The organism is Vibrio sp. JCM 18905 (assembly GCF_055393305.1).
Genome location: NZ_AP043880.1, coordinates 65,853 through 92,576, shown reverse-complemented (window position 1 = coordinate 92,576; position 26,724 = coordinate 65,853). Strand labels below are relative to the sequence as shown.

The window sequence follows — 26,724 nt, the reverse complement described above, 5'->3', positions numbered from 1 at the left end:
ATCTGTGGATAACTACGATAAGATCCAGTGATTTTCCTTTAGTTATCCCAATAACAACTTTGATCAATTTTACCCCCTGTGTATAACTACCACTTTTGATCCCAGGTAATCCTCGATCTGATCCAATCATGATCACAAGATATGATCCAAAGAAGATCCATGATCTTGTTGATCATTTTTAGGTTATCCACAGAAACGGTCGATCCTAATAGTAGATCTAATAAAAGATCATATATATAGATCTTATATATATTTATCTTGAAGCTTAAAACGGATAAAACGAGAAAACGTTTTTCTCTGTGGCATAAAGCAGGTAAAATACTGCTCCTTTATCTGTCCATTAAATCCCTTTGAATACCTGAGGTCAGTTCATGCTTTATCACGAAAACTTTGACGTCATTGTTGTCGGTGGCGGACACGCAGGAACGGAAGCCGCGCTCGCATCTGCACGCACAGGACAAAAAACGCTTCTCCTTACCCATAACATCGATACATTAGGCCAGATGTCTTGTAACCCGGCGATTGGTGGTATTGGTAAAGGTCACTTAGTAAAAGAAGTGGATGCTATGGGCGGTTTGATGGCTGAAGCCATCGACCATGCAGGTATTCAATTCCGTACACTAAATGCCTCCAAAGGTCCTGCAGTTCGAGCGACTCGAGCTCAAGCGGATCGAGCTCTGTACAAAGCGTATGTCCGTAACGCATTAGAAAATGCACCTAACTTAACGCTGTTCCAGCAGTCAGTGGATGATCTGATTGTTGAGCAAGACCGCGCGGTTGGCGTGGTGACTCAAATGGGACTTCGCTTCCATGCGAAAGCCGTCGTACTAACGGTAGGTACGTTCCTTGGTGGTAAGATCCACATTGGCATGGAGAGCTCTTCAGGCGGACGTGCAGGGGATCCACCGTCGATCGCATTAGCGGATCGATTACGTGAGCTGCCATTCCGTGTGGATCGTTTAAAAACGGGTACCCCACCGCGCATTGATGCTCGCACTGTTGATTTTTCAGTGCTTGAAGCTCAGCACGGTGATAACCCTACCCCTGTATTTTCATTCATGGGTAAACGCGAACAACACCCGCGTCAGATCCCATGTTTTATTACGCACACCAATGAGCAAACGCACGACGTGATCCGTAGCAACTTGGATCGCAGTCCGATGTACGCGGGTGTGATTGAAGGCATTGGTCCGCGTTACTGCCCGTCGATTGAAGACAAAGTGATGCGTTTTGCGGATAAAAATAGCCACCAAATCTTCATTGAGCCAGAAGGTTTAACGACGCACGAGCTATACCCTAATGGTATCTCGACTAGCTTGCCATTTGATGTGCAAGTACAAATCGTTCGCTCAATGAAAGGCTTTGAAAATGCGCATATCGTTCGTCCTGGTTATGCGATTGAATACGATTTCTTCGATCCACGTGATTTGAAGCAAACGTACGAAACCAAGTTTATTCATGGTCTGTTCTTTGCTGGTCAGATTAATGGTACGACTGGTTACGAAGAAGCCGCAGCGCAAGGCTTGATGGCGGGTCTAAACGCAAGCTTGTACAGCCAAGACAAAGAAGGCTGGAGCCCACGTCGTGACCAAGCTTATATGGGCGTATTGATTGATGATTTATCGACCATGGGTACGAAAGAACCGTACCGCATGTTCACTTCTCGTGCGGAATACCGCTTGTTGCTACGTGAAGATAACGCCGATTTACGTTTAACGGAAAAAGCACGCGAGTTAGGCTTGATTGACGATGTTCGTTGGGCTCGCTTTAACGAGAAAATCAATAACATGGAAACGGAACGTCAGCGTTTGAAATCAACGTGGATGAATCCGAAATCAGAAGGCGTTGATGAGCTGAACAAGCTGCTGAAAACCCCAATGGCACGTGAAGCGAGTGGTGAGGATCTTCTGCGTCGTCCAGAGATCACTTATTCGCAACTGACGCAACTTGAAGCGTTTGCTCCTGCACTTGAAGATCAGCAAGCGGCGGAGCAAGTTGAAATTCAAGTAAAATACGATGGTTACATCAAGCGTCAGCAGGAAGAGATCGAAAAATCATTGCGTCACGAAAATACCAAGTTACCTGCTGATTTGGATTACCGCGATGTAAAAGGTTTATCAAACGAAGTCGTTGCTAAATTGAGTGAGGCCAAACCAGAGAGCATCGGTATTGCATCGCGCATTTCTGGTATTACGCCTGCTGCAATTTCTATTCTACTTGTTCACTTGAAAAAGCATGGTTTGCTGAAGAAAGGTGAGGAAGAATAATGAGCGCATTGCGAACAAAACTGGATTCACTGATCGCGAAAACCGATTTAGAAGTGTCAGAGCAACAAAGAGAGCAATTGGTCGGTTACGTCGAACTGCTCGACAAGTGGAACAAAGCGTACAACTTAACGTCGGTGCGCGATCCGCTTGATATGTTAGTGAAACATATTCTTGATAGCATCGTGGTGAGCACACACCTGCCCGGTGAGCGCTTTATTGATGTTGGTACTGGTCCGGGCTTACCGGGCATACCTTTGGCAATCATGAACCCTGAGAAGACCTTCTTCTTGCTCGACAGTCTTGGCAAACGCATCCGTTTTATCAAGCAGGTCGTGCACACATTAGGGCTGAAAAACGTGACACCAATTCAAAGTCGCGTCGAAGAATTCCAACCTGAAGAAAAATTTGATGGCGTTTTGAGTCGAGCTTTTGCTTCAATGACAGACATGGTGGAATGGTGCCACCATTTGCCGAAACAAGAGCATGGGGTGTTTCTAGCGCTGAAAGGACAGCACCCTAAAGATGAAATGGATCAGCTTCCTGAATGGTGCAGTGTGACAGAGATCATATCTTTAGCTGTTCCTGAGTTGGAAGGTGATCGTCATCTAGTAATCTTATCGCGCAAGGAAAATTAGCGAGGTAATCGTGGGTAAAATTGTAGCAATCGCCAACCAGAAAGGTGGGGTCGGCAAAACAACAACGTGCATTAACTTAGCGGCTTCGATGGCGGCAACAAAGCGCAAGGTTTTGGTGATCGATCTCGACCCGCAAGGCAATGCTACGATGGCCAGTGGCGTGGATAAATATATGGTCGATGCCACCGCATACGATCTTTTGGTCGAAGATACACCGTTCGATCAAGTCGTATGTACCCAAACCACAGGGAAGTATGATTTGATCGCGGCGAACGGTGACGTAACCGCGGCAGAGATCAAATTGATGGAAGTGTTCGCTCGCGAAGTGCGTTTAAAAAATGCATTGTCGTCAGTTCGCGATAACTATGATTTCATCTTTATTGATTGTCCTCCTTCTCTAAACCTTCTTACAATCAATGCGATGGCGGCAGCTGATTCTGTGCTGGTGCCGATGCAATGTGAATACTTTGCGTTAGAAGGTTTAACTGCTCTTATGGACACAATCAGCAAGTTAGCGGCTGTGGTTAATGAAAACCTCAAAATCGAAGGTTTACTGCGTACTATGTACGACCCGCGCAACCGCCTATCGAATGAAGTGTCCGATCAACTTAAAAAACACTTTGGCAATAAAGTTTACCGTACCGTCATTCCGCGTAATGTACGTTTGGCTGAAGCGCCAAGTCACGGTAAACCAGCGATGTACTACGATAAGTACTCTGCAGGGGCCAAAGCGTATCTTGCTCTAGCGGGCGAAATGCTCCGCCGCGAAGAAATCCCAGTTTAACTCTAACCTAAGGAATTCAATCCCATGTCTAAGCGTGGTCTCGGAAAAGGACTGGATGCGTTATTGTCGACCAGTTCGTTTGCTCGTGAAAAACAGCATATTGCATCGCATAGCCAAGAATTATCGGCAGACGGTGAGTTAACCGACTTAGCGATTGGTCAATTGCAACCGGGCGTATACCAACCGCGTAAAGATATGGCGCCTGAAGCGCTAGAAGAATTAGCGGCTTCGATTCAGTCACAAGGCATTATTCAGCCAATCGTGGTTCGCCAGGTTGAAAGCGGCCAGTTTGAGATCATCGCAGGTGAGCGCCGCTGGCGTGCGGCAAGGCAGGCTGGTTTAAAACGCGTGCCGTGTTTGGTGAAGAAAGTCGAAGATCGCGCGGCGATTGCCATGGCGTTGATTGAGAACATTCAACGTGAAGACTTGAATGTGATTGAAGAAGCACAAGCGCTTGAGCGCTTACAAGACGAATTTACGCTTACGCATCAACAAGTCGCAGAAGTGATTGGTAAGTCGAGAACGACGGTCAGTAACTTGTTACGTTTAAACCAGCTTGAGTCCGATGTGAAAAGCTTGGTTGCGGATAAATTGCTAGAAATGGGTCATGCGCGAGCGCTATTGGCCTTGCAGGGTGAGAAGCAGGTTGAGGTTGCTCAACAAGTCGCGAAAAAGCAAATGACTGTTCGCCAAACCGAACAGTTAGTAAAAAAGTGCTTAGCCCCACAAAATAAGCAAAAAGGGCAACAAGAAGATACCGAAGCTGAGCAAATGTCGCATAAATTGAGTCAGCTGCTTGATGCAAAAGTTTCTCTGACCCGTTCTGCAAACGGAAAAGCGAAATTGACGATAAGTCTTGATGAGCCTCACAAATTGGACCAACTAATTGCCAAGCTTGAGGCCTAGATGAGATAATTGATTTAGGTCAATTAATCTAATTAATCGAATTTTGTGCGAAAGTTGTCGTTTTGTAAACAAAACTGTAAGTTTTTGATGCAATCGAATTGCTTTACGTTGAACTGAACGTATAATTTTCGCCAATTTCCCAGCACAGAGAGTTTAGTGCGAAGTGGATATTACTAGAGGTACGAATACATGGTAGCTGCGTTAGCTAGACCAGGACGAGAGCTCGCAAGGCAATTGTTAATGATCCAGTCTGGCGCGGTTATTTTTGTGGCAGCAGGAATGGCGGTAGCCATAAATCCTGACTGGGGATTTTCAGCGTTGATTGGCGGAGGCATTTTTGTTGTTGCCAATGCAGTATTCGCGTTGTGTGCTTTCATGTTTAGTGGGGCTCGCGCTGCCAAGCGCATCGCGGCTTCCTTCTATACGGGTGAAGTACTGAAAATTCTCATCACGGTTGCACTGTTCTATGTTGCCTACATGTATATGCAGGTGGAACTTGTTCCCCTCAAACTAACCTATTTGCTGGTACTAGGTATTAATATCTGTGCACCAGTGCTATTCATTAACAACAAAAAATAGGATGAGTTATGGCTGCGCCAGGTGAAGCGCTAACATCGTCCGGTTACATTGCCCACCACCTTTCTAACCTATCGCTGTATAAGTTGGGTTTAGTAGGGTCGGAGACAAGTTTCTGGAACGTACATATCGATAGCCTGTTTTTTTCTTGGTTTACTGGTTTAATCTTCCTCGGAATTTTTTACAAAGTAGCGAAGAGAACAACAGCGGGTGTACCGGGTAAGCTTCAGTGTGCTGTAGAAATGATCGTTGAATTTGTCGCCGATAACGTCAAAGACACGTTCCATGGACGCAACCCACTGATCGCGCCTTTAGCACTGACTATCTTTTGTTGGGTATTTTTGATGAACGTGATGGACTTAGTTCCTATCGACTTCTTACCGTACCCAGCAGAACATTGGCTAGGTATCCCTTACCTTAAGGTTGTACCGTCTGCTGATGTGAATATCACCATGGCTATGGCTCTAGGCGTTTTTGCATTGATGATTTACTACAGCATCAAAGTGAAAGGTCTAGGTGGATTCGCAAAAGAACTTGCACTACATCCATTCAATCACCCACTTATGATTCCGTTTAACCTACTGATTGAAGTGGTATCGCTATTGGCGAAACCTCTATCACTTGGTATGCGTCTATTCGGTAACATGTTCGCGGGTGAGGTTGTATTCATTCTTTGTGCGGCAATGCTACCATGGTACTTACAATGGATGGGTTCACTACCGTGGGCAATCTTCCATATCTTGGTTATTACGATTCAAGCCTTCGTATTCATGATGTTGACAATTGTTTACCTGTCAATGGCACACGAAGATCCTGATCATTAATTTTTTTAAAGCTTTTTATTTGGGCACTAAGCCAACAACTATAAATTGGAGATAGTAATGGAAACTTTACTGAGCTTTTCTGCAATCGCCGTAGGTATTATCGTCGGTCTTGCTTCTCTTGGTACAGCGATTGGTTTCGCACTGCTAGGTGGTAAATTCCTAGAAGGTGCTGCACGTCAACCAGAAATGGCTCCTATGCTACAAGTTAAGATGTTCATCATCGCGGGTCTACTTGATGCGGTTCCAATGATCGGTATCGTAATCGCGCTACTATTCACTTTCGCAAACCCATTCGTTGGTCAACTAGGTTAATCACCTTTAACTCGGGACGAGCGATTAGCGCTTGTCACTGATTAACACTAAGTCCAAATAGAGGGGTAGCTGTTGTGAACATAAACGCAACTCTGCTAGGTCAAGCAATCTCGTTTGCACTATTTGTGTGGTTCTGCATGAAGTATGTATGGCCACCATTGATGAAAGCGATCGAAGAGCGTCAGAAGAAAATTGCTGATGGCCTTCAAGCAGCAGAACGTGCTGCGAAAGACTTGGATCTAGCACAAGCCAACGCTTCTGATCAATTGAAAGAAGCGAAGCGCACAGCAACTGAGATCATCGAACAAGCGAACAAGCGCAAGTCTCAAATTCTTGATGAAGCTCGCGAGGAAGCTCAGGCAGAACGCCAGAAAATCCTAGCGCAAGCAGAAGCAGAACTTGAAGCTGAACGCAATCGTGCGCGCGATGACCTGCGCAAACAAGTTGCTACTCTGGCTGTAGCTGGTGCTGAGAAAATCCTTGAGCGTTCTATCGATAAAGATGCGCAAAAAGATATTCTCGACAACATTACTGCAAAACTTTAAGTCTGGGGGCGCATATGTCTGATTTGACTACTATCGCACGCCCCTATGCTAAAGCAGCCTTCGACTTTGCTTTAGAGAAAGACCAGTTGGACCAATGGGGCCAAATGTTATCTTTTGCTGCTGAAGTGGCCAAAAACGAACAAATGAACGAACTTCTAACCGGTTCGGTTTCTGCTGATAAAATGGCAGAGATTTTTGTTGCAGTTTGCGGCGAACAAGTTGATACGCACGGTCAAAACCTTTTGAAGGTGATGGCTGAGAATGGTCGTTTAGCGGCCCTTCCTGATGTTTGCACAGAGTTTTACACTCTGAAGAAAGAGCATGAGAAAGAAATCGATGTTGAAGTCATTTCAGCTACAGAACTTTCTGATGAGCAACTTGCAAACATTGGCAGCAAACTTGAAAAGCGTCTTGAACGCAAAGTGAAGCTGAATTGCAGTGTAGATGAGACCCTACTTGGTGGGGTTATTATTCGAGCCGGAGACCTAGTCATCGATGACTCAGCGCGTGGTCGTTTGAACCGCCTGAGCGATGCATTGCAGTCTTAATGGGGATTGGAGCATGCAACTTAATTCCACGGAAATTAGCGATCTAATCAAACAACGTATCGAATCTTTCGAAGTTGTTAGTGAAGCTCGCAACGAGGGTACTATCGTATCGGTAAGCGATGGTATCATCCGCATCCACGGCCTAGCGGACGTGATGCAAGGTGAAATGATTGAATTACCGGGTGGCCGTTATGCACTGGCACTTAACCTTGAGCGTGACTCGGTTGGTGCGGTTGTAATGGGCCCATATGCTGACCTTAAGGAAGGCATGAAAGTTACAGGTACTGGCCGCATTCTTGAAGTGCCAGTTGGTCCAGAACTACTAGGCCGCGTAGTAAACACGCTGGGTGAGCCTATCGATGGTAAAGGTCCAATCGAAGCGAAAATGACTTCGCCTGTAGAAGTGATCGCACCAGGTGTAATCGACCGTAAATCGGTAGACCAACCTGTGCAAACTGGTTATAAGTCAGTTGACTCAATGATCCCTATCGGTCGTGGTCAGCGTGAGCTTATCATCGGTGACCGTCAGATTGGTAAAACAGCACTGGCGATCGACGCGATCATCAACCAGAAAGACTCTGGTATTTTCTCTATCTACGTAGCAATTGGTCAGAAAGCATCGACTATCGCTAACGTAGTTCGCAAACTAGAAGAGCACGGCGCACTACAAAACACGATCGTTGTAGTTGCATCAGCTTCTGAATCTGCAGCGCTGCAATACCTAGCGCCATACGCAGGTTGTGCGATGGGTGAATACTTCCGCGATCGCGGTGAAGACGCACTGATTGTTTACGATGATCTATCTAAGCAAGCGGTAGCTTACCGTCAGATCTCTCTACTACTTAAACGTCCACCAGGCCGTGAGGCATTCCCAGGTGACGTATTCTACTTACACTCGCGTCTACTAGAGCGTGCAGCTCGTGTAAACGAAGAGTACGTAGAACGTTTCACTAACGGTGAAGTGAAAGGTAAGACTGGTTCATTGACTGCTCTTCCTATCATCGAAACTCAAGCCGGTGACGTTTCAGCATTCGTACCGACTAACGTAATCTCGATTACCGATGGTCAGATCTTCCTACAAACTGAGCTATTCAACGCCGGTGTTCGTCCAGCGGTTGACCCAGGTATCTCAGTATCTCGTGTAGGTGGTTCAGCTCAGACGAAAATCATCAAGAAACTATCAGGTGGTATCCGTACAGCACTAGCTGCATACCGCGAACTAGCAGCATTTGCTCAGTTCTCTTCTGACCTTGATGAAGCAACGAAGAAACAGCTAGACCATGGTCAAAAAGTAACAGAACTAATGAAGCAGAAGCAGTACGCTCCAATGTCTGTATTTGACCAAGCTCTAACTATCTTCGCGGCAGAGCGCGGTTACCTTGATGATGTAGAACTTAACAAAGTTCTAGATTTCGAGGCGGCTCTACTATCGTACGCTCGCGGTCAATACGCTGAACTAGCAGCTGAGATCGACAAGTCTGGCGCTTACAACGATGAAATCGAAGCTCAGTTGAAGAAACTGACTGACGACTTCAAAGCAACCCAAACTTGGTAATTAGGTCGGTGGCAGTTTCTGCCACCAACTAACGGAGAGTAACGATGGCCGGCGCAAAAGAGATACGTAATAAAATCGGTAGTGTTAAAAGCACGCAGAAAATTACGAAAGCGATGGAAATGGTAGCAGCTTCAAAAATGCGTCGTTCTCAAGATGCAATGGAAGCTTCTCGTCCATACGCTGAAACAATGCGTAAAGTGATCGGTCATGTGGCTAACGCAAACCTAGAGTACCGTCATCCGTACCTAGAAGAGCGTGAAGCTAAACGTGTTGGTTACATCATCGTTTCGACAGACCGTGGTCTGTGTGGTGGTTTGAACATTAACGTGTTCAAAAAAGCCGTTACAGACATGCAAGCATGGAGAGAGAAAGGTGCTGAGATTGAGCTTGCCGTTGTTGGCTCAAAAGCAACAGCTTTCTTTAAACATGGTGGCGCAAAAGTTGCGGCACAGGTTTCTGGCCTGGGTGATAACCCAAGCTTAGAAGACCTAATCGGTTCTGTTGGCGTAATGCTGAAGAAATACGATGAAGGTGAACTGGACCGTCTATACGTAGTATTCAACAAGTTTGTGAATACTATGGTTCAGCAACCAACGATCGATCAATTGCTACCTTTGCCTAAATCGGACAGCGAAGAGATGCAGCGTGAGCACTCATGGGACTACATCTATGAGCCTGAGCCAAAACCTCTACTGGATACGCTACTAGTGCGTTACGTAGAGTCTCAGGTATACCAAGGTGTGGTTGAGAACCTTGCTTGTGAACAAGCGGCTCGAATGATTGCGATGAAGGCTGCAACGGATAACGCAACCAACTTGATTGACGATTTGGAACTTGTGTACAACAAAGCCCGTCAGGCTGCGATCACACAAGAACTATCGGAAATCGTTGGTGGTGCAGCTGCGGTTTAAGCTTAGGTAAAACGAAATAGTTTAGAGGATTAACGATGGCTACAGGTAAGATCGTACAGATCATCGGTGCGGTAGTCGACGTAGAGTTCCCACAGAGCAATGTACCTAGTGTATATGACGCTCTAAACGTAACGGACTCAAAAGAGCGTCTAGTTCTTGAAGTTCAACAACAGCTAGGCGGTGGCGTAGTTCGTTGTATCGTAATGGGTAGCTCTGATGGTTTACGTCGTGGAGTTGAAGTGGTTAACACTGGCGCTCCAATTTCAGTACCAGTCGGTACTAAAACTCTAGGTCGTATCATGAACGTCCTAGGTGACGCGATTGATGAGCGTGGTGAAGTGGGCGCGGAAGAGGTTTACTCTATCCACCGCAGCGCACCAAGCTACGAAGAACAATCAAACGAGATCGCACTTCTAGAAACGGGCGTTAAAGTAATCGACCTAATTTGTCCATTCGCTAAGGGTGGTAAAATCGGTCTATTCGGTGGTGCAGGTGTAGGTAAGACCGTTAACATGATGGAACTTATCAACAACATCGCACTACAGCACTCAGGTCTATCCGTATTTGCGGGTGTTGGTGAGCGTACTCGTGAAGGTAACGATTTCTACTACGAGATGCAGGAAGCGGGCGTTGTAAACGTTGAGAAGCCTGAAGAATCGAAAGTAGCGATGGTTTACGGTCAGATGAACGAGCCACCAGGTAACCGTCTACGTGTTGCACTGACTGGTCTAACAATGGCAGAACGTTTCCGTGACGAAGGTCGTGACGTACTACTGTTCATTGATAACATCTACCGTTACACACTTGCAGGTACAGAGGTATCGGCACTGCTAGGTCGTATGCCTTCTGCGGTAGGTTACCAGCCAACTCTTGCAGAAGAGATGGGTGTACTTCAGGAGCGTATCACGTCAACGAAATCAGGTTCTATCACGTCTGTACAGGCGGTATACGTACCTGCGGATGACTTGACTGACCCGTCTCCAGCAACAACGTTCGCGCACTTGGATGCAACGGTTGTACTTAACCGTAACATCGCTGCAATGGGTCTATACCCTGCGATCGACCCACTAGATTCAACATCTCGTATGCTTGATCCACTAGTAGTTGGTCAAGATCACTACGAAGTTGCTCGTGGCGTTCAGCAGACACTTCAGCGCTACAAAGAGCTGAAAGACATCATTGCTATCCTAGGTATGGACGAGCTATCTGAAGAAGATAAGCAAGTTGTATCTCGTGCACGTAAGATTGAGCGTTTCCTAACTCAGCCTTACCACGTAGCAGAAGTATTTACAGGTGACCCTGGTATTTACGTACCTCTAAAAGAGACTCTACGTGGCTTTAAAGGTCTACTAGCTGGTGAATACGACGACATTCCTGAGCAGGCATTCATGTACTGCGGTAGCATCGACGATGCTATTGAGAATGCGAAGAAGCTATAAGGCTAACTAGGAGGCGATATGGCAGCAATAACCTTTCACCTAGACGTAGTAAGCGCTGAGAAGAAAATCTTCTCTGGTCGTGTTGAAACGTTTCAGGTGACCGGTAGCGAAGGTGAACTTGGTATTTTCCATGGTCACACACCGCTGCTGACCGCTATCAAGCCTGGTATGGTGCGTATTGTGAAACAGCACGGCCACGAAGAAATCATTTATGTTTCTGGTGGTATGGTAGAGATTCAGCCTGGTACAGCGACTGTACTGGCTGATACCGCTATCCGTGGTGAAGAGCTAGACGCAGCGAAGGCAGAAGAAGCCAAGCGCCGCGCTGAGGAGCAAATCCAGAATCAGCATGGTGACATGGACTTCGCACAAGCGGCCAGTGAACTGGCTAAAGCCATTGCTCAGCTACGAGTTATCGAGCTGACAAAAAAGCGTCGCTAAGCTCAATTAGCAACGTTGCATGACAAAAGGCGGCCAAATGGTCGCCTTTTTGATTAATTTTAGTTGGAAATTTACCTTACTCCATTAACTATTTTAAAAGAGCTGTTTAAAATAACGGCCAATTAACATAAAACGTCAATAGGTTATCAATGAAATTCAGTGCTGTGATTCTTGCTGCGGGTAAAGGTACCCGTATGCATTCGAACATGCCTAAAGTGCTACACACTTTGGCAGGGAAGCCAATGGCAAAACATGTGATTGATACATGTACTGGTCTTGGTGCACAAAATATTCACTTAGTATTTGGTCACGGTGGTGATCAAATGCAAACCACTCTTGCTGAAGAGCCAGTAAACTGGGTGCTGCAAGCGGATCAGTTGGGAACTGGCCATGCGGTTGACCAAGCATCTCCTCGCTTTGAAGACGATGAGAAAATCCTCGTGCTTTATGGTGATGTGCCATTAATCTCAGCCGAAACCATCGAGAACTTGTTGGATGCTCAACCAACTGGTGGTATTGCACTGCTTACAGTGATGCTTGATAACCCAACAGGTTATGGTCGTATTATTCGTAAAAATGGTCCTGTTGTTGCGATCGTTGAGCAAAAAGATGCAACGGAAGAACAAAAACAAATTAAAGAGATCAACACTGGCGTGATGGTTGCGACTGGTGGGGATCTTAAGCGTTGGTTGTCTGGCTTAAACAATAACAACGCGCAAGGCGAGTACTACCTAACTGACGTTATTGCAGCCGCACACGATGAAGGTCGCGCCGTTGAAGCAGTACACCCAGTCAATGCCATTGAGGTGGAAGGGGTCAACGATCGCGCACAGCTTGCTCGTTTAGAGCGTGCTTTCCAATCAATGCAAGCTCAGAAGCTACTAGAGCAAGGTGTGATGCTACGCGACCCAGCACGCTTTGATTTGCGTGGTGAGTTGCAGTGCGGTATGGACTGTGAAATTGACGTGAATGTTATCATCGAAGGTAAAGTATCACTCGGTGATAACGTGGTTATCGGTGCGGGTTGTGTACTGAAGGATTGCGAAATCGACGACAACACCATCGTTCGCCCTTACAGTGTAATTGAAGGTGCAACGGTTGGTGAAGAATGTACCGTTGGTCCATTTACTCGCCTTCGTCCTGGTGCTGAGATGCGTAACGATTCCCATGTGGGTAACTTCGTAGAAGTGAAAAATGCGCGTATCGGAGAAGGCTCAAAAGCGAACCATCTAACTTACCTTGGTGATGCTGAAATAGGTCAACGTACGAACATCGGTGCCGGCACTATCACTTGTAACTACGATGGTGCGAACAAGTTTAAGACCATCATCGGTAATGATGTATTTGTTGGTTCTGATAGCCAGCTGGTGGCTCCCGTCACTATCGCTGATGGCGCAACCATCGGTGCAGGCACGACGCTGACAAAAGATGTTGAAGAAGGCGAGTTAGTGATTACTCGCGTCAAAGAGCGCAAAATTAATGGTTGGCAACGCCCTGTAAAACAGAAATAAGCAGTACCTGCACTCTGTCGCTATATTGTCAAAGCCGCTCAACAAGAGCGGCTTTGTTGTTTCTAGCTAAAGGTTTCATCGTTAGCAACTGGGAATGGCGATGCGTTTTTCGAGCCAACGAACAGCTTGGGATACGAATAGAATGAGCAACAAGTACTCCAAAACGAGGAAGGTATAAATCTCTAGGGGTAAGTACTCATTCACCACCAGCTCATTGGCACGGCGAGTGAGATCGCTTAAACCAATCACACTAACCAAAGAACTCATCTTCAGGATATACACAAATTGATTGCCCAGTGGTGGGAGAATTTGCCGAAACGCTTGAGGAAGAATTACCAAGCGCATCTTTTGCCAATAGCTTAAGCCCAAAGATTCAGCCGCTTCATGCTGGCCACGACTGATGGCTTGGATTCCGCCGCGAAACACCTCCGCCATAAACGCACTCTCAGCAATGGTCAGTGCAATGACTCCTGCCCAAAAATGATTAAGCGAGACATCCAATAGCGTTGGCATGCCGTAATACACCCAAAGTAGTAAGACTAAAACAGGCACTGAACGGACTACCTCGACATAAATGCGGTTGATCCACTTCAAGTAGGGAGAGTTCGACAGAGCCGGTAGGGCGATGATTAAACCTAAGGTCATGGCAAATAACATACTGAGGAGTGATACTTGGATGGTGTCACTAAATCCGGCGATTAAAAACTTCAGATTGGTGAGTCCTTGCTCCGTGGAGGGATCGAGCACATACCAGCCCCATTGATAATCTGAGCAACCTGTGAGCAACAGCAGCGAAATCAGCCATAGAGTTCGAAAGGTCACATTTACTCCCTGAATTAACTAAAAAACTTCCATTGTTGCTGCTATGTTATCAATAGAGCTTTAATAAAGGTTAATCATTAAACCGCATAAGGTCATTATTTTTAAGGGAATAAAAATGAAAAAGATTTTACTAGCGCTAGGAATGTGTTTACTTGCTGCAACTCAAATTGCTCATGCTGAAAGCCGTCTTCAATCCATTTTAGACAATGGTGTACTCCGTGTTGGAACGACGGGAGATTGGAATCCGATGACGATGAAAGACCCTGCAACCAACAGTTATCGTGGCTTTGATATCGACGTAACGACCGAGCTTGCTAAAGATCTCGGTGTAAAAGTAGAGTATGTAGCCACGGATTGGAAGACACTAGTCAATGGCATTACCGCCAACAAATACGATATTACTGGCAGCGCGTCCCTGAATATGTCGCGCGCGAAAGTCGCTGGATACAGCCAACCGTATTTCTACCTTGCCTTTGTACCCGTTGTGCAAAAGAAAGATCTCGCCAAATTCTCTGATTGGGCAGATTTTAATACGCCTGATGTGAAAGTCGCGGCGACACTAGGAACGGTGCAAGAAAAAATGGTGAAAGAGTTTTTCCCGCAGGCTCAACACATTGTGATTGAAGCGCCAGCGCGCGACTTCCAAGAATTACTAGCTCGCAGGGCCGATGTATCGGTGACGTCCAATGTGGAAGCAGCGACGTTGGTGGACAAGTTTAAACAGTTGGCGATAGTGCCAGTGACCGCTCCGCGTAAACCGACACCAATTGCGATGCTGTTGCCGCAAGACGATCAAGTATGGATTAATTACATCAACCATTGGGTTGAGCTGAAAAAGACCCAAGGCTTTTTCAAGCTGACTGCCAAGAAGTGGGGGTTGAAAAGCTTATAAACAAAAAGAGCCGCATTACGCGGCTCTTTTTTATTATCTGAACAATTAAAGTTCGTCTTCACTCACTACACGAGCATTGTCTGGAGTCGTGAAGTGCTGAGACAATTCACGGTTAGATAAGATGTAACCCATCCAAAGACCACCCATACAGATGATGATTGCAACGCCCGTTACCATTTGAGCTTGGCTTGCCATTGCAGCAACTAATGCGCTTGATAGACTGCTCACAGTAATTTGTAAGCTGTTTTGCAGGCCTGCAGCTGTTGCAGGGCTTTGCTTAGCACTTGCCAACGCGCGGTTTACTACGATTGGGTATAGCGCACCATTGGCTACCGCAATTAAACAGAAAGGCGCTAGAATTGGCCAGATAGAAGACAGTTCCCATTGTGAGGCAATGAATATCATTATTGCCGCGACACTAAATAGTCCAATCAATTGACGTAGAACTTTTTCATCACCAAATTTACGAACGCCGACTTTACCCAAGTAACCACCAGCCATAAACGCGATAGTTTGTGGGATAAAGCTCAAACCAATATCTTTTGCTTCATAGCCTAGTTGCGCCATGATTTCTGGCATACCAGTTAGGTAAGCAAAGAATGCAGCCGAAGCCGTCGCAAACATAAATACGTTGCCAAGGTATTTTTTAGAACTCAGCAGCGCTTTGATGTCGGCAGACATACTGGTTTGTTTGATTTCTGCTTTCTCGTCTTTTTGGGCCATTGTCGCAAAGACCAAGAAGACACCAACTAGTGTTAGCGTAATAAAGATACTGTGCCAGCCGAAGTTATCTGCCAACACTACCCCTAATTGAGGTGCTAGTGCTGGTGATAGCGCGACTAACGGCATGATCGTTGCGAAAATTTGCTGACTGCTGCTTGAGTAGCGTTTAATGACCATGGCTTGCCAGATCACGGCTGGTGCACATACACCGATAGCTTGGATAAAGCGCAGTGTCAGTAGTTGCCATACTTGGTCACAGAAAGCCAAACCGAATGACGCGATAGTAAACAGCACTAACCCGGCCGCGAGTGTATTGCGGTGGCCAAATTTATCGGATGCCAATCCCCACATTAGCTGGCCAACCGCCATACCAACTAGGAATACTGTTAAAGAGAGCGCTATTTGCTCAGGGCCTGTTGCAAAGTCGATTTCCATCGCTTTGAATGCTGGCAGATACATATCGGTAGCAACGAAGCCAAGCATCGATAATGCTGCCAGATAAATGAGCTGTAGTTTTGATATTTTCATGATTCAACCAGTCAAATTATTTAATCATTTTTTAATCAACATCAGTTGGCGCCAACCCTGATTTATTTACCTTATTATTCTATTTTTCGATTTTAAGAAAATAAAACGCTAAAATTGTTGGTTATCAATCAAATTTTTTGAAAGGTTAAATCATGTTCTCTAAAGCGTCTCTGGAAATGCTGGATACGGTTGCCCGTTTAGGCAGTTTCACCGCTGCGGCTGAGGTGCTGCATAAAGTCCCTTCAGCCATCAGTTATGGAGTAAGGCAGGTCGAGCAAGATTTAGATGTGGTGCTGTTTCGACGCTTACCGAGGAAAGTGGAGTTAACTCCAGCAGGTGAGCTTTTTATGGCTGAGGCGCGCTCTTTGCTGCGTCAAATGGAAGAGGTGAAAGCACAAACACGCCGAGCCGCTCAGGGATGGAAGAGTACATTAAAACTGACCTTAGATAACGTGGTGAAACTGGAGAAGCTAAAACCTTTGGTGGAAGATTTTTATCGCGAGTTTGAATTTGCTGAATTGCAGATCAATATGGAGGTCTTCAATGGTTCTTGGGAGGCTATAGCACAAGGACGAGCTGATATAGTCGTTGGCGCGACATCTGCGGTTCCCGTTGGGGGAGACTTTGAAGTCAAAGATATGGGCGTATTAGATTGGGCATTTGTAATGTCACCCGCTCATCCTTGCGTTCGACAACAAGTACTTACTGAAGAGTTTGTGAGTCAATTTCCGGCGATCTGTCTTGATGATACTTCGAACGTGCTGCCAAAACGCCATACTGGCCATTATCCGCAACAGCGCCGATTATTATTGCCCAATTGGTACAGTGCAATTGAATGTTTGAAAAATGGAGTTGGCGTGGGTTACATGCCACGTCATATTGCAACACCCTTAATCAATGATGGTGTGCTGGTGGAGAAGGTGATGCCAGATGATAAGCCGCTCAGTCATTGTTGCTTGGTCTGGCGCAAAGATGATAATCATAAATTGATCCAATGGATGGTGGATTACCTAGGATCGCCTAATCAGCTACATCAAGATTGGTTACAGTCATAAAAAAACACCTCGCAATAGCGAGGTGTTTTATTTGATATGTTTGGAGCGTGGCGTTTTATGATAGGAAGAACTTGTAAGACGGGTTGTCTGTTTCGTCTTTGCATTGATAGCCAAGTTCGCGCAAATGTGCCGAAAACTGAGCTAAATCTCCTTCATCTAACTCGAAACCACATAAAACGCGTCCGTAGTCTGCGCCGTGGTTACGGTAGTTGAACAAGCTAATATTCCAATGGGTACCAAGAGTGCTTAAGAATTTCAGCAAGGCACCTGGGTACTCTGGAAATTCAAAGCTGTAGAGTCGCTCTTTGAGTTGCTTCGATGGCTTCCCGCCGATCATGTAGCGAACGTGTAGCTTCGCCATTTCATCATCAGAAAGATCAACCACCGGATAGCCACCTTCACGTAGATCGTGAATGATGTTTTCCAACTCTTCTTGACCGCCTTGCAGACGAACACCGACAAAGATATTAGCGAGTTCGTCATCGTTATAACGATAGTTAAACTCCGTAACTGCACGGCCGCCAATCAAGTTACAGAACTCAAAGAACGCTCCTTGGCGTTCAGGGATCGTCACTGCCAATAAACCTTCACGTTTTTCACCTAGCTCGCAACGTTCTGACACATAACGTAACCCGTGGAAGTTGGTGTTTGCGCCAGACAGTACCGTGCCTAGGTTTTTGTCTTTCAGTTTGTTCTGTTCAGTAAATTTCTTCAGCCCCGCCAGAGCAAGAGCACCCGAAGGCTCAGCAATCGCACGGGTATCTTCAAAGATGTCTTTTACGGCTGCGCAGATTTCATCACTAGAGACCGCAATATGGCCATCAATGTACTTCTGGCACAGACGGAAAGTCTCTTCACCAATGCGCTTTACTGCGACGCCATCGGCAAACATGCTGACTTGGTCTAGTACGACAGGTTCACCAGCATCCAGCGCGGCTTTAAGACAAGATGAGTCTTCCGGCTCTACAGCAATGACTTTGATTTCTGGCATTAACTGCTTCACGAGTACCGCAACACCAGCGGCCAAACCGCCGCCACCGACAGGAACAAAGATGTAATCAAGGTGACCATTTTGTTGCAGCATTTCCATACCGATGGTGCCTTGACCTGCGATCACCAGTGGGTGATCAAAGGGGGGCACAAAAGTATAGCCATATTGCTCTGACAAACGTTCGGCTTCTGCTTTTGCTTCATCAAAGTTGCTGCCGTGTAGTACCACATTGCCACCAAAGCTGCGTACGGCGTCGACTTTGATATCCGGCGTGGTCTTTGGCATCACGATAGTGGTTTTGATTCCCAGCTTAGTGCCAGACAGTGCCATGCCTTGAGCGTGGTTACCTGCCGATGCAGCGATGACACCAGCGGCTTTCTGCGCTTCAGATAAACTTGCCACCATGTTGTACGCACCGCGTAATTTAAATGAGTGCACGGGTTGGCGATCTTCGCGCTTGATTTGCACATTGTTACCAATACGCGCAGATAAACGAGGCATTTCTTGCAGTGGTGTTACTGTTGCGACTTCATACACCGGAGCGCGGAGGATTTGGCGCAGATAGTCTGCGCCAGTTTGATTTACTTTCTTTTCGGGTTGAGATTCCATCATTGCTAGCCCTCTAGCTTCGACTTGTCTCGTACTGCACCCTTGTCAGCACTGGTGGCCATGCTCGCGTACGCTTTAAGTGCAAAGGAAACTTCTCTTTGACGATCAACAGGTTTCCAGCCAAGTTCGTCTTGTTTTGCACGGCGCTCTGCAAGTTCCTGTTCAGACACTTCGAGTGAAATTGAACGGTTCGGAATATCAATCGCGATCATATCGCCCGGTTTCACCAGTCCAATAGCACCGCCGTTAGCGGCTTCAGGAGAAGCATGGCCGATAGAGAGTCCTGATGTACCACCAGAGAAGCGACCGTCAGTCAGCAGTGCACATTCTTTACCAAGGCCCATCGATTTTAGGTAAGTGGTTGGGTAAAGCATTTCTTGCATGCCCGGACCACCTTTAGGGCCCTCGTAACGGATAACAACCACGTCACCTGCTTTGACTTTGCCACCCAAGATGCCTTCCACCGCATCTTCTTGGCTCTCAAATACCACAGCTGGACCAGTGAACTTAAGAATGCTTTCATCAACACCGGCTGTCTTAACGATACAGCCATCCAATGCGATGTTGCCTGATAGAACGGCTAGGCCACCTTCTTGGCTGAAGGCGTTGTCTTTCGCGCGAATACAACCTTCTGCACGGTCGTCATCAAGGCGATCCCAACGACAATCTTGCGAGAACGCTTGGGTGGTACGAATACCCGCTGGGCCTGCGCGGTAGAACTTAAGTACCTCTTCGTCTTCCGTTTGGATGATGTCGTATTTTGCCAACTGCTCTTTCATCGAAAGGCCAAGCACGGTGCGCGCATCATTGTGTAGAAGACCTGCACGATCTAACTCACCGAGAATCGCCATGACGCCACCAGCGCGGTGTACGTCTTCCATGTGATATTTCTGGGTAGATGGTGCCACTTTACATAGGTGTGGTACTTGGCGTGATAGGCGATCGATATCTTCCATATCGAAATCCACTTCACCTTCTTGCGCCGCGGCCAGTAGGTGCAGAATGGTGTTGGTTGAGCCACCCATGGCGATATCCAGTGCCATTGCATTTTCGAAGGCATCATAAGTTGCAATGTTGCGTGGCAACGCGGATTCGTCATCTTGCTCGTAGTAACGACGAGTCAGTTCAACAATGCGTCTGCCCGCGTTAAGGAATAGCTGTTCACGATCAGAGTGAGTCGCCAACATAGAACCGTTGCCCGGCTGAGAAAGACCCAGTGCTTCTGTTAGGCAGTTCATCGAGTTTGCCGTGAACATGCCTGAACACGATCCACAGGTTGGACATGCGCTGCGTTCGATCTGCTCGCTTTGCTCATCAGATACTTTTGGATCCGCGCCTTGGATCATTGCATCAACAAGGTCTAGTTTGATGATCTGATCAGAAAGCTTGGTTTTACCCGCTTCCATCGGGCCACCAGAAACAAAGATCACCGGGATGTTGAGACGCATGGATGCCATCAACATTCCCGGAGTGATTTTGTCACAGTTAGAGATACATACCATGGCATCAGCACAATGCGCATTCACCATGTATTCTACTGAGTCTGCAATCAGCTCACGCGATGGCAGTGAATACAGCATGCCGCCGTGACCCATTGCGATACCATCATCAACCGCGATGGTGTTGAATTCTTTCGCAATACCGCCAGCTTTTTCGATTTCGCGTGCCACAAGCTGACCCATGTCTTTCAGGTGTACGTGACCCGGAACAAATTGAGTAAACGAGTTCACCACGGCGATAATTGGTTTACCGAAGTCTTCTTCTTTCACACCCGTTGCACGCCACAGCGCGCGTGCACCCGCCATGTTACGACCATGTGTGGTGGTAGCTGATCTATATTTTGGCATTTCTTAAATCCTTCTTACTTCTGTTCTGGGTACACATAGTCTAACCAGCCCCACTTATCTTCCGTGGTGCCGTCAAATAGGCCAAAGTAGGCTGCTTGTAGTTCTTTAGTGATTGGGCCGCGTTTACCTGTGCCCACTTCAATTTTGTCGATGGTTGCCACAGGCACAATTTCAGCCGCAGTACCTGTCATGAAGACTTCATCGGCAAGGTAAAGGGCTTCACGAGCAATGTTCGCTTCACGCACTTCGTAGCCTTTATCGCGTGCAATCGTCATGATCGAGTCACGAGTGATGCCCGGTAGAATCGCGCTAGTTGCTGGTGGTGTGGTGATTACGCCATCTTTGATAACGAAGATGTTTTCACCGGCGCCTTCCGATAGGTAACCATCTACGCTTAGCGCAATACCTTCGTCGTAACCGTGACGACGCGCTTCACCACCAACCAGTAGTGAAGATAGGTAGTTACCGCCTGCTTTAGCCGCAGTTGGGATGGTGTTTGGCGCAGCGCGGTTCCAGCTTGAAATCATCGCATCGACACCTTTTTCTAGCGCTTCTTCGCCTAAGTAAGAGCCCCAAGGAAATGCCGCAATGATTAGATCCATTTCAGTGCCAACTGGTGGGCACACGCCCAAACCAACATTACCGACAAAACCTAATGGACGAATGTAAGCACTATCGAGTTTGTTTTGGCGCAGTGTTTCGCGGGTCGCTTCCATGATTTCTTCTACAGAGAAAGGTATCGGAAAGCGGTAAATCTTGGCAGAATCTTTTAGACGTTGTGCATGCTCACGGTGACGGAAGACAATTGGGCCTTTTGGTGTGTTGTAACAGCGCACGCCTTCAAACACGGATGTACCATAGTGCATTGCGTGAGTCAGAACGTGCACGTTCGCCTCTGCCCATGGAACCATCTCACCATTAAACCAAATGAAATCTGCAGTTTTCGTTGCCATTTGTTGCCTTCCTTATGCACTTACGTGTTGTTGTAAGTTGTGATTTGGCAGTTCATCGTTGCGGATTTTTAGCACCTCAACCTTACGAACGTCCCACAACTTCTCTATTTGATTGATCAAAAACGAGATTGGTCGATCGCTGTCGACGATGATCTCGACGCTGGCTACTTTACTTTCATGGTTTTGCGTAGCAGCGACTTGTTTGATCACGAAGCCTCGGTGACGAATCACACGTAGAACGCGCTCCAACAGTACCGGTTTGTCATCGGCTTTGATGTCGAGTAAATATCTGTCCATGCGATTGTCTCCTATGTATTTTCCAACATATCACTGTTTGATGCGCCAGGTGGCACCAATGGCCACACGTTTTCTTCTTCATCAATCAAAACGTGAAGCATGTAAGAAGTTTCACTCGCTAGCATCTCTTTGAGAGCCGGTTCGACTTCTTCTTTCTTGGTGATGGTCTTGCCCGGGATATCGAACGCTTTTGCTAGCATCACGAAATCTGGGTTGTCATCAAGAATGGTTTCACTGTGGCGACCGTCGAAAAACAGCGATTGCCATTGGCGAACCATGCCAAGACGTTGGTTATTAAGAAGGACAATCTTCACTGGAATCTGACGACGCTTCAGCGTGCCCAATTCCTGCACGTTCATCATAAATGAACCGTCACCTGTAATAAGGATAGACTGATCATCAGGACGTGCGACTGCTGCACCCATCGCTGCTGGCAAGCCAAAGCCCATGGTTCCAAGGCCAGCAGAAGTGATGAAATTTTGTGGTTCGCGTGGCTGGATATGTTGCGCTGCCCACATCTGGTGCTGACCTACATCAGTCGAGACGATTGAGCTGTCTGGCATCATGTCTGACAGTTGTTTAAGCAATAGCGGTGCGTAGATTAACTCGCCCGGATGGTCGTAACGCCACTTAAAGCCGCTGCGCAGACTTTCACTGTGATGTACCCACGGTGAGATATCTTGAGTCAGCTCTAGCTGAGGAAGAATGGTGTTGATGTCGCCACGCAATGGTGCGTTGGCGTGGCGCAGTTTATGAATTTCTGCGGCATCAATGTCGATGTGAATCACTTTCGCATTTGGTGCAAACGTGTCGAGCTTACCCGTCACACGGTCATCAAAGCGCGCGCCAACCACGATCAATAGATCGGCTTCTTGAACCACTAGGTTAGCGGCTTTGGTGCCGTGCATGCCCAACATACCAAGATAGTGAGGATCATGGCGTTCAATGGTACCGAGGCCTTTTAGTGTACTAACTGCTGGCATTGGGTTTAAGCGAAGGAATTCGCGTACTGCATCGGTTGCTTTCGCGAGTTGCACGCCACCACCAACATACAACACAGGGCGAGTTGAGGCTGCCAGTACATCTTGCGCGCGCTTAATGTCTTCAGCGCTGACATCTTCGATTGCAGGCGCTACGTATGGAGGCAGTAGATCTGTTGGGGTTTGAGCCAGTTGAACGTCTTTGGCGATATCGACAATGACTGGACCCGGACGACCCGTTTTGGCCACTTCAAAGGCTTCGGCTAGCGTTGGCGCTAGGTCTTCAATTTCGGTCACGAGATAGCTGTGCTTAGTACAGGCTAGGGACATTCCGATCACATCCATTTCTTGGAATGCATCGGTACCGATATGAGAGCTAGCAACCTGGCCTGTGATGGCAACTAGAGGTACGGAGTCAAGGAAAGCGTCGGCAAGGCCGGTAACAAGGTTAGTGGCCCCTGGGCCGGAAGTTGCCATGCATACGGCAACGTCTTGTGTGGAACGAGCCATACCGATGGCGGCCATGGCGGCCCCTTGCTCATGACGGCATAGGATGTGCTCCACCCCTCCGTCATACAAAGCATCGTAGATTGGCATGATGGCCCCGCCAGGGTAGCCAAAAACGGTTTCGATGCCTTGCTGTCTTAAAGCGGCTACGACAAGTTGTGCACCAGTCATCGTAAACCTCCTTTGCTACGTTGTGGCTCGTAGCGATTGCCATATTTATTGCACTTCATGTGCACTCCCATTCTTCCCGTTAAACTGTCCGAGGGTTAGACAGATGACAACTTGTAGTTGTAAAAAAACCCCCGGACTTTTCAGTGCGGGGGTTTTTTGTAATTTGTGGTTACCTTTCGCCCACAATACCCCGCGCGGTGCCAATAATGACCACGATAATCAGGGCTAGCAGTGCGTTGATATGAGCGAAAAGGTTCATCTGTCTGTCGTTCTTTTTTCGTTAAAAAATGTTGTGTAATGTTCTACGAAATTGTTTGCGTCATTAGTGGTATCACACAATTCCGCTGCATGACAAGCAAAAAGTCATTCTTTTTTCACATTAACTCTCAATTGGGACGCGGTATATAACATAACCAACTAGATAAAACATTTGTTTACAGAGTGTTCAAAAAATTGAGGAACGTATGGGGCTGGCAATCATTCATAGTCGAGCAAGCGTCGGGGTGCAAGCGCCATCGGTTAGTGTAGAAGTTCATATTAGCAATGGTATGCCTGGGTTTACCTTGGTAGGGCTACCAGAGACGACGGTAAAAGAGTCCAAAGATCGCGTTCGTAGCGCGATCATTAATTCTAATTTTCAGTTTCCAGCTAAGCGGATCACCGTTAATTTAGCTCCAGCAGATTTGCCCAAAGAGGGAGGGCGTTTTGATCTTCCTATTGCATTGGGAATTTTGGCCGCTTCGGAGCAAATCGCGACAGATAAGCTTAAAAACTACGAATTTGTTGGTGAGTTAGCGCTATCTGGTGGTTTGAGACCTGTAAAAGGTGTGCTGCCTGCTGCGCTGGAAGCCAGTAAGATTCAACGTCATTTAGTGGTCCCACATGTGAATGGCGATCAAGCGGCGCTAGTGGGGAAAGAACAACATAAATCGGCTCAATCATTACTGGAAGTATGTGCCGAGCTTTGTGGTCAACATCGACTGAATCTTTTTCAAACGCCTAAGCGCAAAATAGTCGAAAAACATGGTCGAGACTTACAAGATATTATTGGCCAACAACAAGGTAAGCGCGCATTGGAGATAGCTGCCGCTGGAAACCACAACTTACTTTTCCTTGGCCCGCCAGGTACTGGAAAAACCATGTTGGCTTCGCGTTTGTGTGACTTATTACCGGAAATGAGTGACGAAGAAGCAATGGAAACCGCTTCGGTGGCGTCGCTGACGCAGAGTGAAATTAATGAGCACAATTGGAAGTCGCGTCCGTTTCGTTCGCCGCATCATTCAAGTTCAATGGCGGCATTAGTTGGCGGTGGCTCGGTACCCAGACCCGGGGAGATCTCTTTAGCCCACAACGGCTTGTTGTTTCTCGACGAAATGCCCGAATTTGACCGAAAGGTGCTGGACTCGTTACGCGAACCGCTCGAATCTGGTGAGATCATTATCTCTCGGGCGCAAGGTAAAACACGTTTTCCGGCTCGCTTCCAATTAGTTGGTGCACTGAACCCAAGTCCGACAGGGTATTACGAAGGCAATCAAGCTCGCACTAACCCACAAGCTATTTTGCGTTACCTTGGTCGATTATCTGGACCACTGTTAGATCGCTTTGATATGTCTTTAGAAATCCCAGCTTTGCCCAAAGGGACATTAGCAGAAGGTGGTGATCGCGGTGAGCCGACCGCTATCGTTAAAGAACGTGTGAATCATGCGCGTACCAATATGTTGAACCGCAGCGGTAAGGTAAATGCACTGTTAGGCAGTCGAGAAATCGAGGCGTTTTGCCCCTTACACAAAAGTGATGCGGAGTTTCTTGAAACCGCTTTGCATCGTTTGGGGCTTTCGATTCGCGCGTATCATCGCATTATCAAAGTAGCACGAACGATAGCAGATCTTGATGGGGCGGAGCAGATTGAACGAGCGCACTTAGCCGAGGCGCTTGGGTATCGAGCGATGGATCGCTTACTGAAACAACTCACGGCGCAAGCGGTATAGAGACGTGCAAATATCACCGCAACAAGTGTTGTAAGTGCCTTGTTGCGATGAAGGACGTTAGAAGGTGTAGTTGAGACCAAGCGACAATAGGTACTCTTTCTCATCATAGAACGTGATATTTGAGTCCGTTTGGCTGTAGCCGGCTAAAGAGATGAACGACCAGTTTTGCCAGTCAAATACGTTTTGATATTCATAGGCTGCAAATAGGCTGACGGTGTCGTCATTTCGTGTTTTAGCAAAAGTTTGGCTAGCGGCTTGATAGTCTTTCCATGCATAACCTGCGGTGAGGGCCAACCGATGGCGGTTGATAAATTTAAACCAGCTGATGTCAAATCCGTACGAATCAAATGATTCCGCCTTACCGTCGGCATCTTGATTAATGTAGGTAAACGCCGGTTGCAATATAGATGTTTGATTAAGTGAAATCCGATAGTCACCTTTAACGTAGTAAAGGCTCGCATCGCGAGCGAGTGAACGGTCCGTTACTTCTTCTTGCTCAATGTCTTTATCAGCATAAGCGAGATCAAGGTTGAAGTTTTTATCAATCAATCCTTTGATTTGAAAGCGATAGGCATTGCCGTCCACATCCGTTTCTTGACGGGCGGTTCCGACTTGATATGGGTTACGCCAAGTTTCGCTTTTGAGCACGGTCGGTAGATAGGAAATATCTAGCACGGTGCCGGACGGCAACTCGTGTTGATAGCCCAACTGAAAAGCGAGGGTACCAACCGCGACATCGGAACGTGTGGTACCCGCGTACACTTGGTGATTGAGTCGGTTACCAAAAGTGTAAGTAATGCTTCCTAGCGGCGCAGCGATAACGGAGCTGTCACTATCGGCGCGCTTATCGAGAGAATCGATGGTGTTACTATTTTCCGTATTGAAGTTGGATTCTGATGATACAAATCCGGCATTTAGCGAAATTTCACCGCCAAAACCTGCGGTTTCAGCGAGTTGAGCCTGAGCAGAACTGACGACAAAGGCCAAAGGCAAGAGAATTAGCCTTGGTTTCATTCGTTATCTCCTTATTGTCGAATGAGTGGTGCAAATATTGGTTGAGGTAACAAATCTGACCATTCCCACGCATATTCCAATGTGGCAAAGGCG

The 26,724-nt window shown here is 47.0% G+C and carries 25 protein-coding genes; 17 read left to right on the top strand and 8 right to left on the bottom strand.

Annotated features, from left to right (window positions below; genetic code table 11):
• The first annotated feature begins 371 nt into the window (after positions 1 to 371).
• The 14 genes from mnmG (at position 372) to glmU (ending at position 13,254) form a co-directional block, all read left to right on the top strand.
• Complete coding sequence (mnmG, locus tag ACZ5ZC_RS17075) at positions 372 to 2,267, top strand: tRNA uridine-5-carboxymethylaminomethyl(34) synthesis enzyme MnmG (protein WP_005394094.1); 1,896 nt, start codon at positions 372 to 374, stop codon at positions 2,265 to 2,267.
• Positions 2,267 to 2,902: a 16S rRNA (guanine(527)-N(7))-methyltransferase RsmG gene (gene rsmG, locus ACZ5ZC_RS17070; RefSeq protein WP_005394093.1), complete on the top strand. Its 636-nt coding sequence runs from the start codon at positions 2,267 to 2,269 to the stop codon at positions 2,900 to 2,902. The genes mnmG and rsmG overlap by 1 nt, the downstream gene beginning before the upstream one ends.
• Positions 2,903 to 2,912: 10 nt before the next feature.
• A complete protein-coding gene (locus tag ACZ5ZC_RS17065) occupies positions 2,913 to 3,686 on the top strand; it encodes a ParA family protein (RefSeq protein WP_005383838.1) in 774 nt (257 codons plus the stop codon).
• Positions 3,687 to 3,710: 24 nt separating this feature from the next.
• On the top strand, positions 3,711 to 4,592 hold the full coding sequence (locus ACZ5ZC_RS17060) for a ParB/RepB/Spo0J family partition protein (protein WP_330944723.1): 882 nt from the start codon (positions 3,711 to 3,713) through the stop codon (positions 4,590 to 4,592).
• Between the two features lie 189 nt (positions 4,593 to 4,781).
• The gene (locus tag ACZ5ZC_RS17055) at positions 4,782 to 5,171 is read left to right on the top strand and encodes a F0F1 ATP synthase subunit I (protein ID WP_005378921.1); all 390 of its coding nucleotides are present in this window, start codon (positions 4,782 to 4,784) and stop codon (positions 5,169 to 5,171) included.
• An 8-nt stretch (positions 5,172 to 5,179) separates the two neighbouring features.
• Entirely contained in the window at positions 5,180 to 5,992 is an 813-nt protein-coding gene (gene atpB, locus ACZ5ZC_RS17050) for a F0F1 ATP synthase subunit A (RefSeq protein ID WP_005378922.1), read from the top strand.
• A gap of 57 nt (positions 5,993 to 6,049) precedes the next feature.
• Positions 6,050 to 6,304, top strand: a complete 255-nt coding sequence (atpE, locus tag ACZ5ZC_RS17045) for a F0F1 ATP synthase subunit C (protein ID WP_002540812.1) — start codon at positions 6,050 to 6,052, stop codon at positions 6,302 to 6,304.
• Between the two features lie 74 nt (positions 6,305 to 6,378).
• On the top strand, positions 6,379 to 6,849 hold the full coding sequence (atpF, locus tag ACZ5ZC_RS17040; RefSeq protein ID WP_031780375.1) for a F0F1 ATP synthase subunit B: 471 nt from the start codon (positions 6,379 to 6,381) through the stop codon (positions 6,847 to 6,849).
• Between the two features lie 14 nt (positions 6,850 to 6,863).
• Positions 6,864 to 7,397, top strand: a complete 534-nt coding sequence (gene atpH / locus ACZ5ZC_RS17035; RefSeq protein WP_005394085.1) for a F0F1 ATP synthase subunit delta — start codon at positions 6,864 to 6,866, stop codon at positions 7,395 to 7,397.
• A gap of 13 nt (positions 7,398 to 7,410) precedes the next feature.
• On the top strand, positions 7,411 to 8,952 hold the full coding sequence (gene atpA / locus ACZ5ZC_RS17030; RefSeq protein ID WP_005394084.1) for a F0F1 ATP synthase subunit alpha: 1,542 nt from the start codon (positions 7,411 to 7,413) through the stop codon (positions 8,950 to 8,952).
• Between the two features lie 44 nt (positions 8,953 to 8,996).
• Entirely contained in the window at positions 8,997 to 9,863 is an 867-nt protein-coding gene (gene atpG / locus ACZ5ZC_RS17025) for a F0F1 ATP synthase subunit gamma (protein ID WP_005394082.1), read from the top strand.
• A gap of 35 nt (positions 9,864 to 9,898) precedes the next feature.
• Positions 9,899 to 11,302 carry a F0F1 ATP synthase subunit beta gene (gene atpD, locus ACZ5ZC_RS17020; protein WP_005383849.1) on the top strand — a complete coding sequence of 468 codons (1,404 nt, stop codon included), beginning with the start codon at positions 9,899 to 9,901 and terminating at the stop codon, positions 11,300 to 11,302.
• An 18-nt stretch (positions 11,303 to 11,320) separates the two neighbouring features.
• A complete protein-coding gene (locus ACZ5ZC_RS17015; protein WP_005378937.1) occupies positions 11,321 to 11,743 on the top strand; it encodes a F0F1 ATP synthase subunit epsilon in 423 nt (140 codons plus the stop codon).
• Between the two features lie 149 nt (positions 11,744 to 11,892).
• Positions 11,893 to 13,254 carry a bifunctional UDP-N-acetylglucosamine diphosphorylase/glucosamine-1-phosphate N-acetyltransferase GlmU gene (gene glmU / locus ACZ5ZC_RS17010; protein WP_005394079.1) on the top strand — a complete coding sequence of 454 codons (1,362 nt, stop codon included), beginning with the start codon at positions 11,893 to 11,895 and terminating at the stop codon, positions 13,252 to 13,254.
• Positions 13,255 to 13,335: 81 nt separating this feature from the next.
• Here the strand turns inward: glmU and ACZ5ZC_RS17005 are convergent, their stop codons facing one another.
• Positions 13,336 to 14,076, bottom strand: coding sequence for an amino acid ABC transporter permease (locus ACZ5ZC_RS17005; protein WP_420665584.1), 741 nt, complete (start codon positions 14,074 to 14,076; stop codon positions 13,336 to 13,338).
• A gap of 115 nt (positions 14,077 to 14,191) precedes the next feature.
• On the opposite strand from ACZ5ZC_RS17005, the gene ACZ5ZC_RS17000 reads away from it, so the two are divergent.
• Positions 14,192 to 14,968, top strand: a complete 777-nt coding sequence (locus tag ACZ5ZC_RS17000) for a transporter substrate-binding domain-containing protein (RefSeq protein WP_464932148.1) — start codon at positions 14,192 to 14,194, stop codon at positions 14,966 to 14,968.
• Positions 14,969 to 15,013: 45 nt separating this feature from the next.
• Here ACZ5ZC_RS17000 and punC read toward each other — a convergent pair whose 3' ends face one another.
• Complete coding sequence (punC, locus tag ACZ5ZC_RS16995) at positions 15,014 to 16,219, bottom strand: purine nucleoside transporter PunC (RefSeq protein WP_031780373.1); 1,206 nt, start codon at positions 16,217 to 16,219, stop codon at positions 15,014 to 15,016.
• Between the two features lie 152 nt (positions 16,220 to 16,371).
• On the opposite strand from punC, the gene punR reads away from it, so the two are divergent.
• Complete coding sequence (punR, locus tag ACZ5ZC_RS16990; protein ID WP_005394068.1) at positions 16,372 to 17,274, top strand: DNA-binding transcriptional activator PunR; 903 nt, start codon at positions 16,372 to 16,374, stop codon at positions 17,272 to 17,274.
• 55 nt (positions 17,275 to 17,329) lie between these two features.
• Here punR and ilvA read toward each other — a convergent pair whose 3' ends face one another.
• Genes ilvA through ilvG form a run of 5 tightly spaced genes read right to left on the bottom strand, consistent with a single transcriptional unit; the run spans position 17,330 to position 23,629 of the window.
• Positions 17,330 to 18,877, bottom strand: a complete 1,548-nt coding sequence (gene ilvA, locus ACZ5ZC_RS16985; protein WP_457885107.1) for a threonine ammonia-lyase, biosynthetic — start codon at positions 18,875 to 18,877, stop codon at positions 17,330 to 17,332.
• A gap of 2 nt (positions 18,878 to 18,879) precedes the next feature.
• Positions 18,880 to 20,721 carry a dihydroxy-acid dehydratase gene (gene ilvD / locus ACZ5ZC_RS16980; protein WP_464932147.1) on the bottom strand — a complete coding sequence of 614 codons (1,842 nt, stop codon included), beginning with the start codon at positions 20,719 to 20,721 and terminating at the stop codon, positions 18,880 to 18,882.
• Positions 20,722 to 20,735: 14 nt separating this feature from the next.
• Positions 20,736 to 21,674 carry a branched-chain-amino-acid transaminase gene (gene ilvE, locus ACZ5ZC_RS16975; protein WP_005378953.1) on the bottom strand — a complete coding sequence of 313 codons (939 nt, stop codon included), beginning with the start codon at positions 21,672 to 21,674 and terminating at the stop codon, positions 20,736 to 20,738.
• Positions 21,675 to 21,686: 12 nt separating this feature from the next.
• Complete coding sequence (gene ilvM / locus ACZ5ZC_RS16970) at positions 21,687 to 21,971, bottom strand: acetolactate synthase 2 small subunit (RefSeq protein WP_005378958.1); 285 nt, start codon at positions 21,969 to 21,971, stop codon at positions 21,687 to 21,689.
• Between the two features lie 11 nt (positions 21,972 to 21,982).
• Positions 21,983 to 23,629, bottom strand: a complete 1,647-nt coding sequence (ilvG, locus tag ACZ5ZC_RS16965; RefSeq protein ID WP_005394061.1) for an acetolactate synthase 2 catalytic subunit — start codon at positions 23,627 to 23,629, stop codon at positions 21,983 to 21,985.
• A gap of 464 nt (positions 23,630 to 24,093) precedes the next feature.
• Between ilvG and ACZ5ZC_RS16960 the strand changes: the two genes are divergently transcribed.
• A complete protein-coding gene (locus tag ACZ5ZC_RS16960; protein WP_006742918.1) occupies positions 24,094 to 25,617 on the top strand; it encodes a YifB family Mg chelatase-like AAA ATPase in 1,524 nt (507 codons plus the stop codon).
• A 57-nt stretch (positions 25,618 to 25,674) separates the two neighbouring features.
• Here the strand turns inward: ACZ5ZC_RS16960 and ACZ5ZC_RS16955 are convergent, their stop codons facing one another.
• The gene (locus ACZ5ZC_RS16955; RefSeq protein ID WP_258507630.1) at positions 25,675 to 26,631 is read right to left on the bottom strand and encodes a DUF2860 domain-containing protein; all 957 of its coding nucleotides are present in this window, start codon (positions 26,629 to 26,631) and stop codon (positions 25,675 to 25,677) included.
• Positions 26,632 to 26,724 lie beyond the last annotated feature (93 nt).

Excerpts from the sequence above, each read along its gene's own strand:
- atpH (WP_005394085.1), top strand. The coding sequence starts at position 6,864 with ATGTCTGATTTGACTACTATCGCACGCCCCTATGCTAAAGCAGCCTTC.
- punC (WP_031780373.1), bottom strand. The coding sequence starts at position 16,219 with ATGAAAATATCAAAACTACAGCTCATTTATCTGGCAGCATTATCGATG.
- ilvD (WP_464932147.1), bottom strand. The coding sequence starts at position 20,721 with ATGCCAAAATATAGATCAGCTACCACCACACATGGTCGTAACATGGCG.
- atpE (WP_002540812.1), top strand. The coding sequence starts at position 6,050 with ATGGAAACTTTACTGAGCTTTTCTGCAATCGCCGTAGGTATTATCGTC.
- ACZ5ZC_RS17000 (WP_464932148.1), top strand. The coding sequence starts at position 14,192 with ATGAAAAAGATTTTACTAGCGCTAGGAATGTGTTTACTTGCTGCAACT.
- ACZ5ZC_RS17015 (WP_005378937.1), top strand. The coding sequence starts at position 11,321 with ATGGCAGCAATAACCTTTCACCTAGACGTAGTAAGCGCTGAGAAGAAA.
- punR (WP_005394068.1), top strand. The coding sequence starts at position 16,372 with ATGTTCTCTAAAGCGTCTCTGGAAATGCTGGATACGGTTGCCCGTTTA.
- ACZ5ZC_RS17060 (WP_330944723.1), top strand. The coding sequence starts at position 3,711 with ATGTCTAAGCGTGGTCTCGGAAAAGGACTGGATGCGTTATTGTCGACC.
- ACZ5ZC_RS16960 (WP_006742918.1), top strand. The coding sequence starts at position 24,094 with ATGGGGCTGGCAATCATTCATAGTCGAGCAAGCGTCGGGGTGCAAGCG.
- ilvG (WP_005394061.1), bottom strand. The coding sequence starts at position 23,629 with ATGACTGGTGCACAACTTGTCGTAGCCGCTTTAAGACAGCAAGGCATC.
- rsmG (WP_005394093.1), top strand. The coding sequence starts at position 2,267 with ATGAGCGCATTGCGAACAAAACTGGATTCACTGATCGCGAAAACCGAT.
- ACZ5ZC_RS16955 (WP_258507630.1), bottom strand. The coding sequence starts at position 26,631 with ATGAAACCAAGGCTAATTCTCTTGCCTTTGGCCTTTGTCGTCAGTTCT.
- mnmG (WP_005394094.1), top strand. The coding sequence starts at position 372 with ATGCTTTATCACGAAAACTTTGACGTCATTGTTGTCGGTGGCGGACAC.
- atpB (WP_005378922.1), top strand. The coding sequence starts at position 5,180 with ATGGCTGCGCCAGGTGAAGCGCTAACATCGTCCGGTTACATTGCCCAC.
- atpD (WP_005383849.1), top strand. The coding sequence starts at position 9,899 with ATGGCTACAGGTAAGATCGTACAGATCATCGGTGCGGTAGTCGACGTA.
- ilvA (WP_457885107.1), bottom strand. The coding sequence starts at position 18,877 with ATGATGGAATCTCAACCCGAAAAGAAAGTAAATCAAACTGGCGCAGAC.
- ilvE (WP_005378953.1), bottom strand. The coding sequence starts at position 21,674 with ATGGCAACGAAAACTGCAGATTTCATTTGGTTTAATGGTGAGATGGTT.
- atpA (WP_005394084.1), top strand. The coding sequence starts at position 7,411 with ATGCAACTTAATTCCACGGAAATTAGCGATCTAATCAAACAACGTATC.
- ilvM (WP_005378958.1), bottom strand. The coding sequence starts at position 21,971 with ATGGACAGATATTTACTCGACATCAAAGCCGATGACAAACCGGTACTG.
- ACZ5ZC_RS17055 (WP_005378921.1), top strand. The coding sequence starts at position 4,782 with ATGGTAGCTGCGTTAGCTAGACCAGGACGAGAGCTCGCAAGGCAATTG.
- glmU (WP_005394079.1), top strand. The coding sequence starts at position 11,893 with ATGAAATTCAGTGCTGTGATTCTTGCTGCGGGTAAAGGTACCCGTATG.
- atpG (WP_005394082.1), top strand. The coding sequence starts at position 8,997 with ATGGCCGGCGCAAAAGAGATACGTAATAAAATCGGTAGTGTTAAAAGC.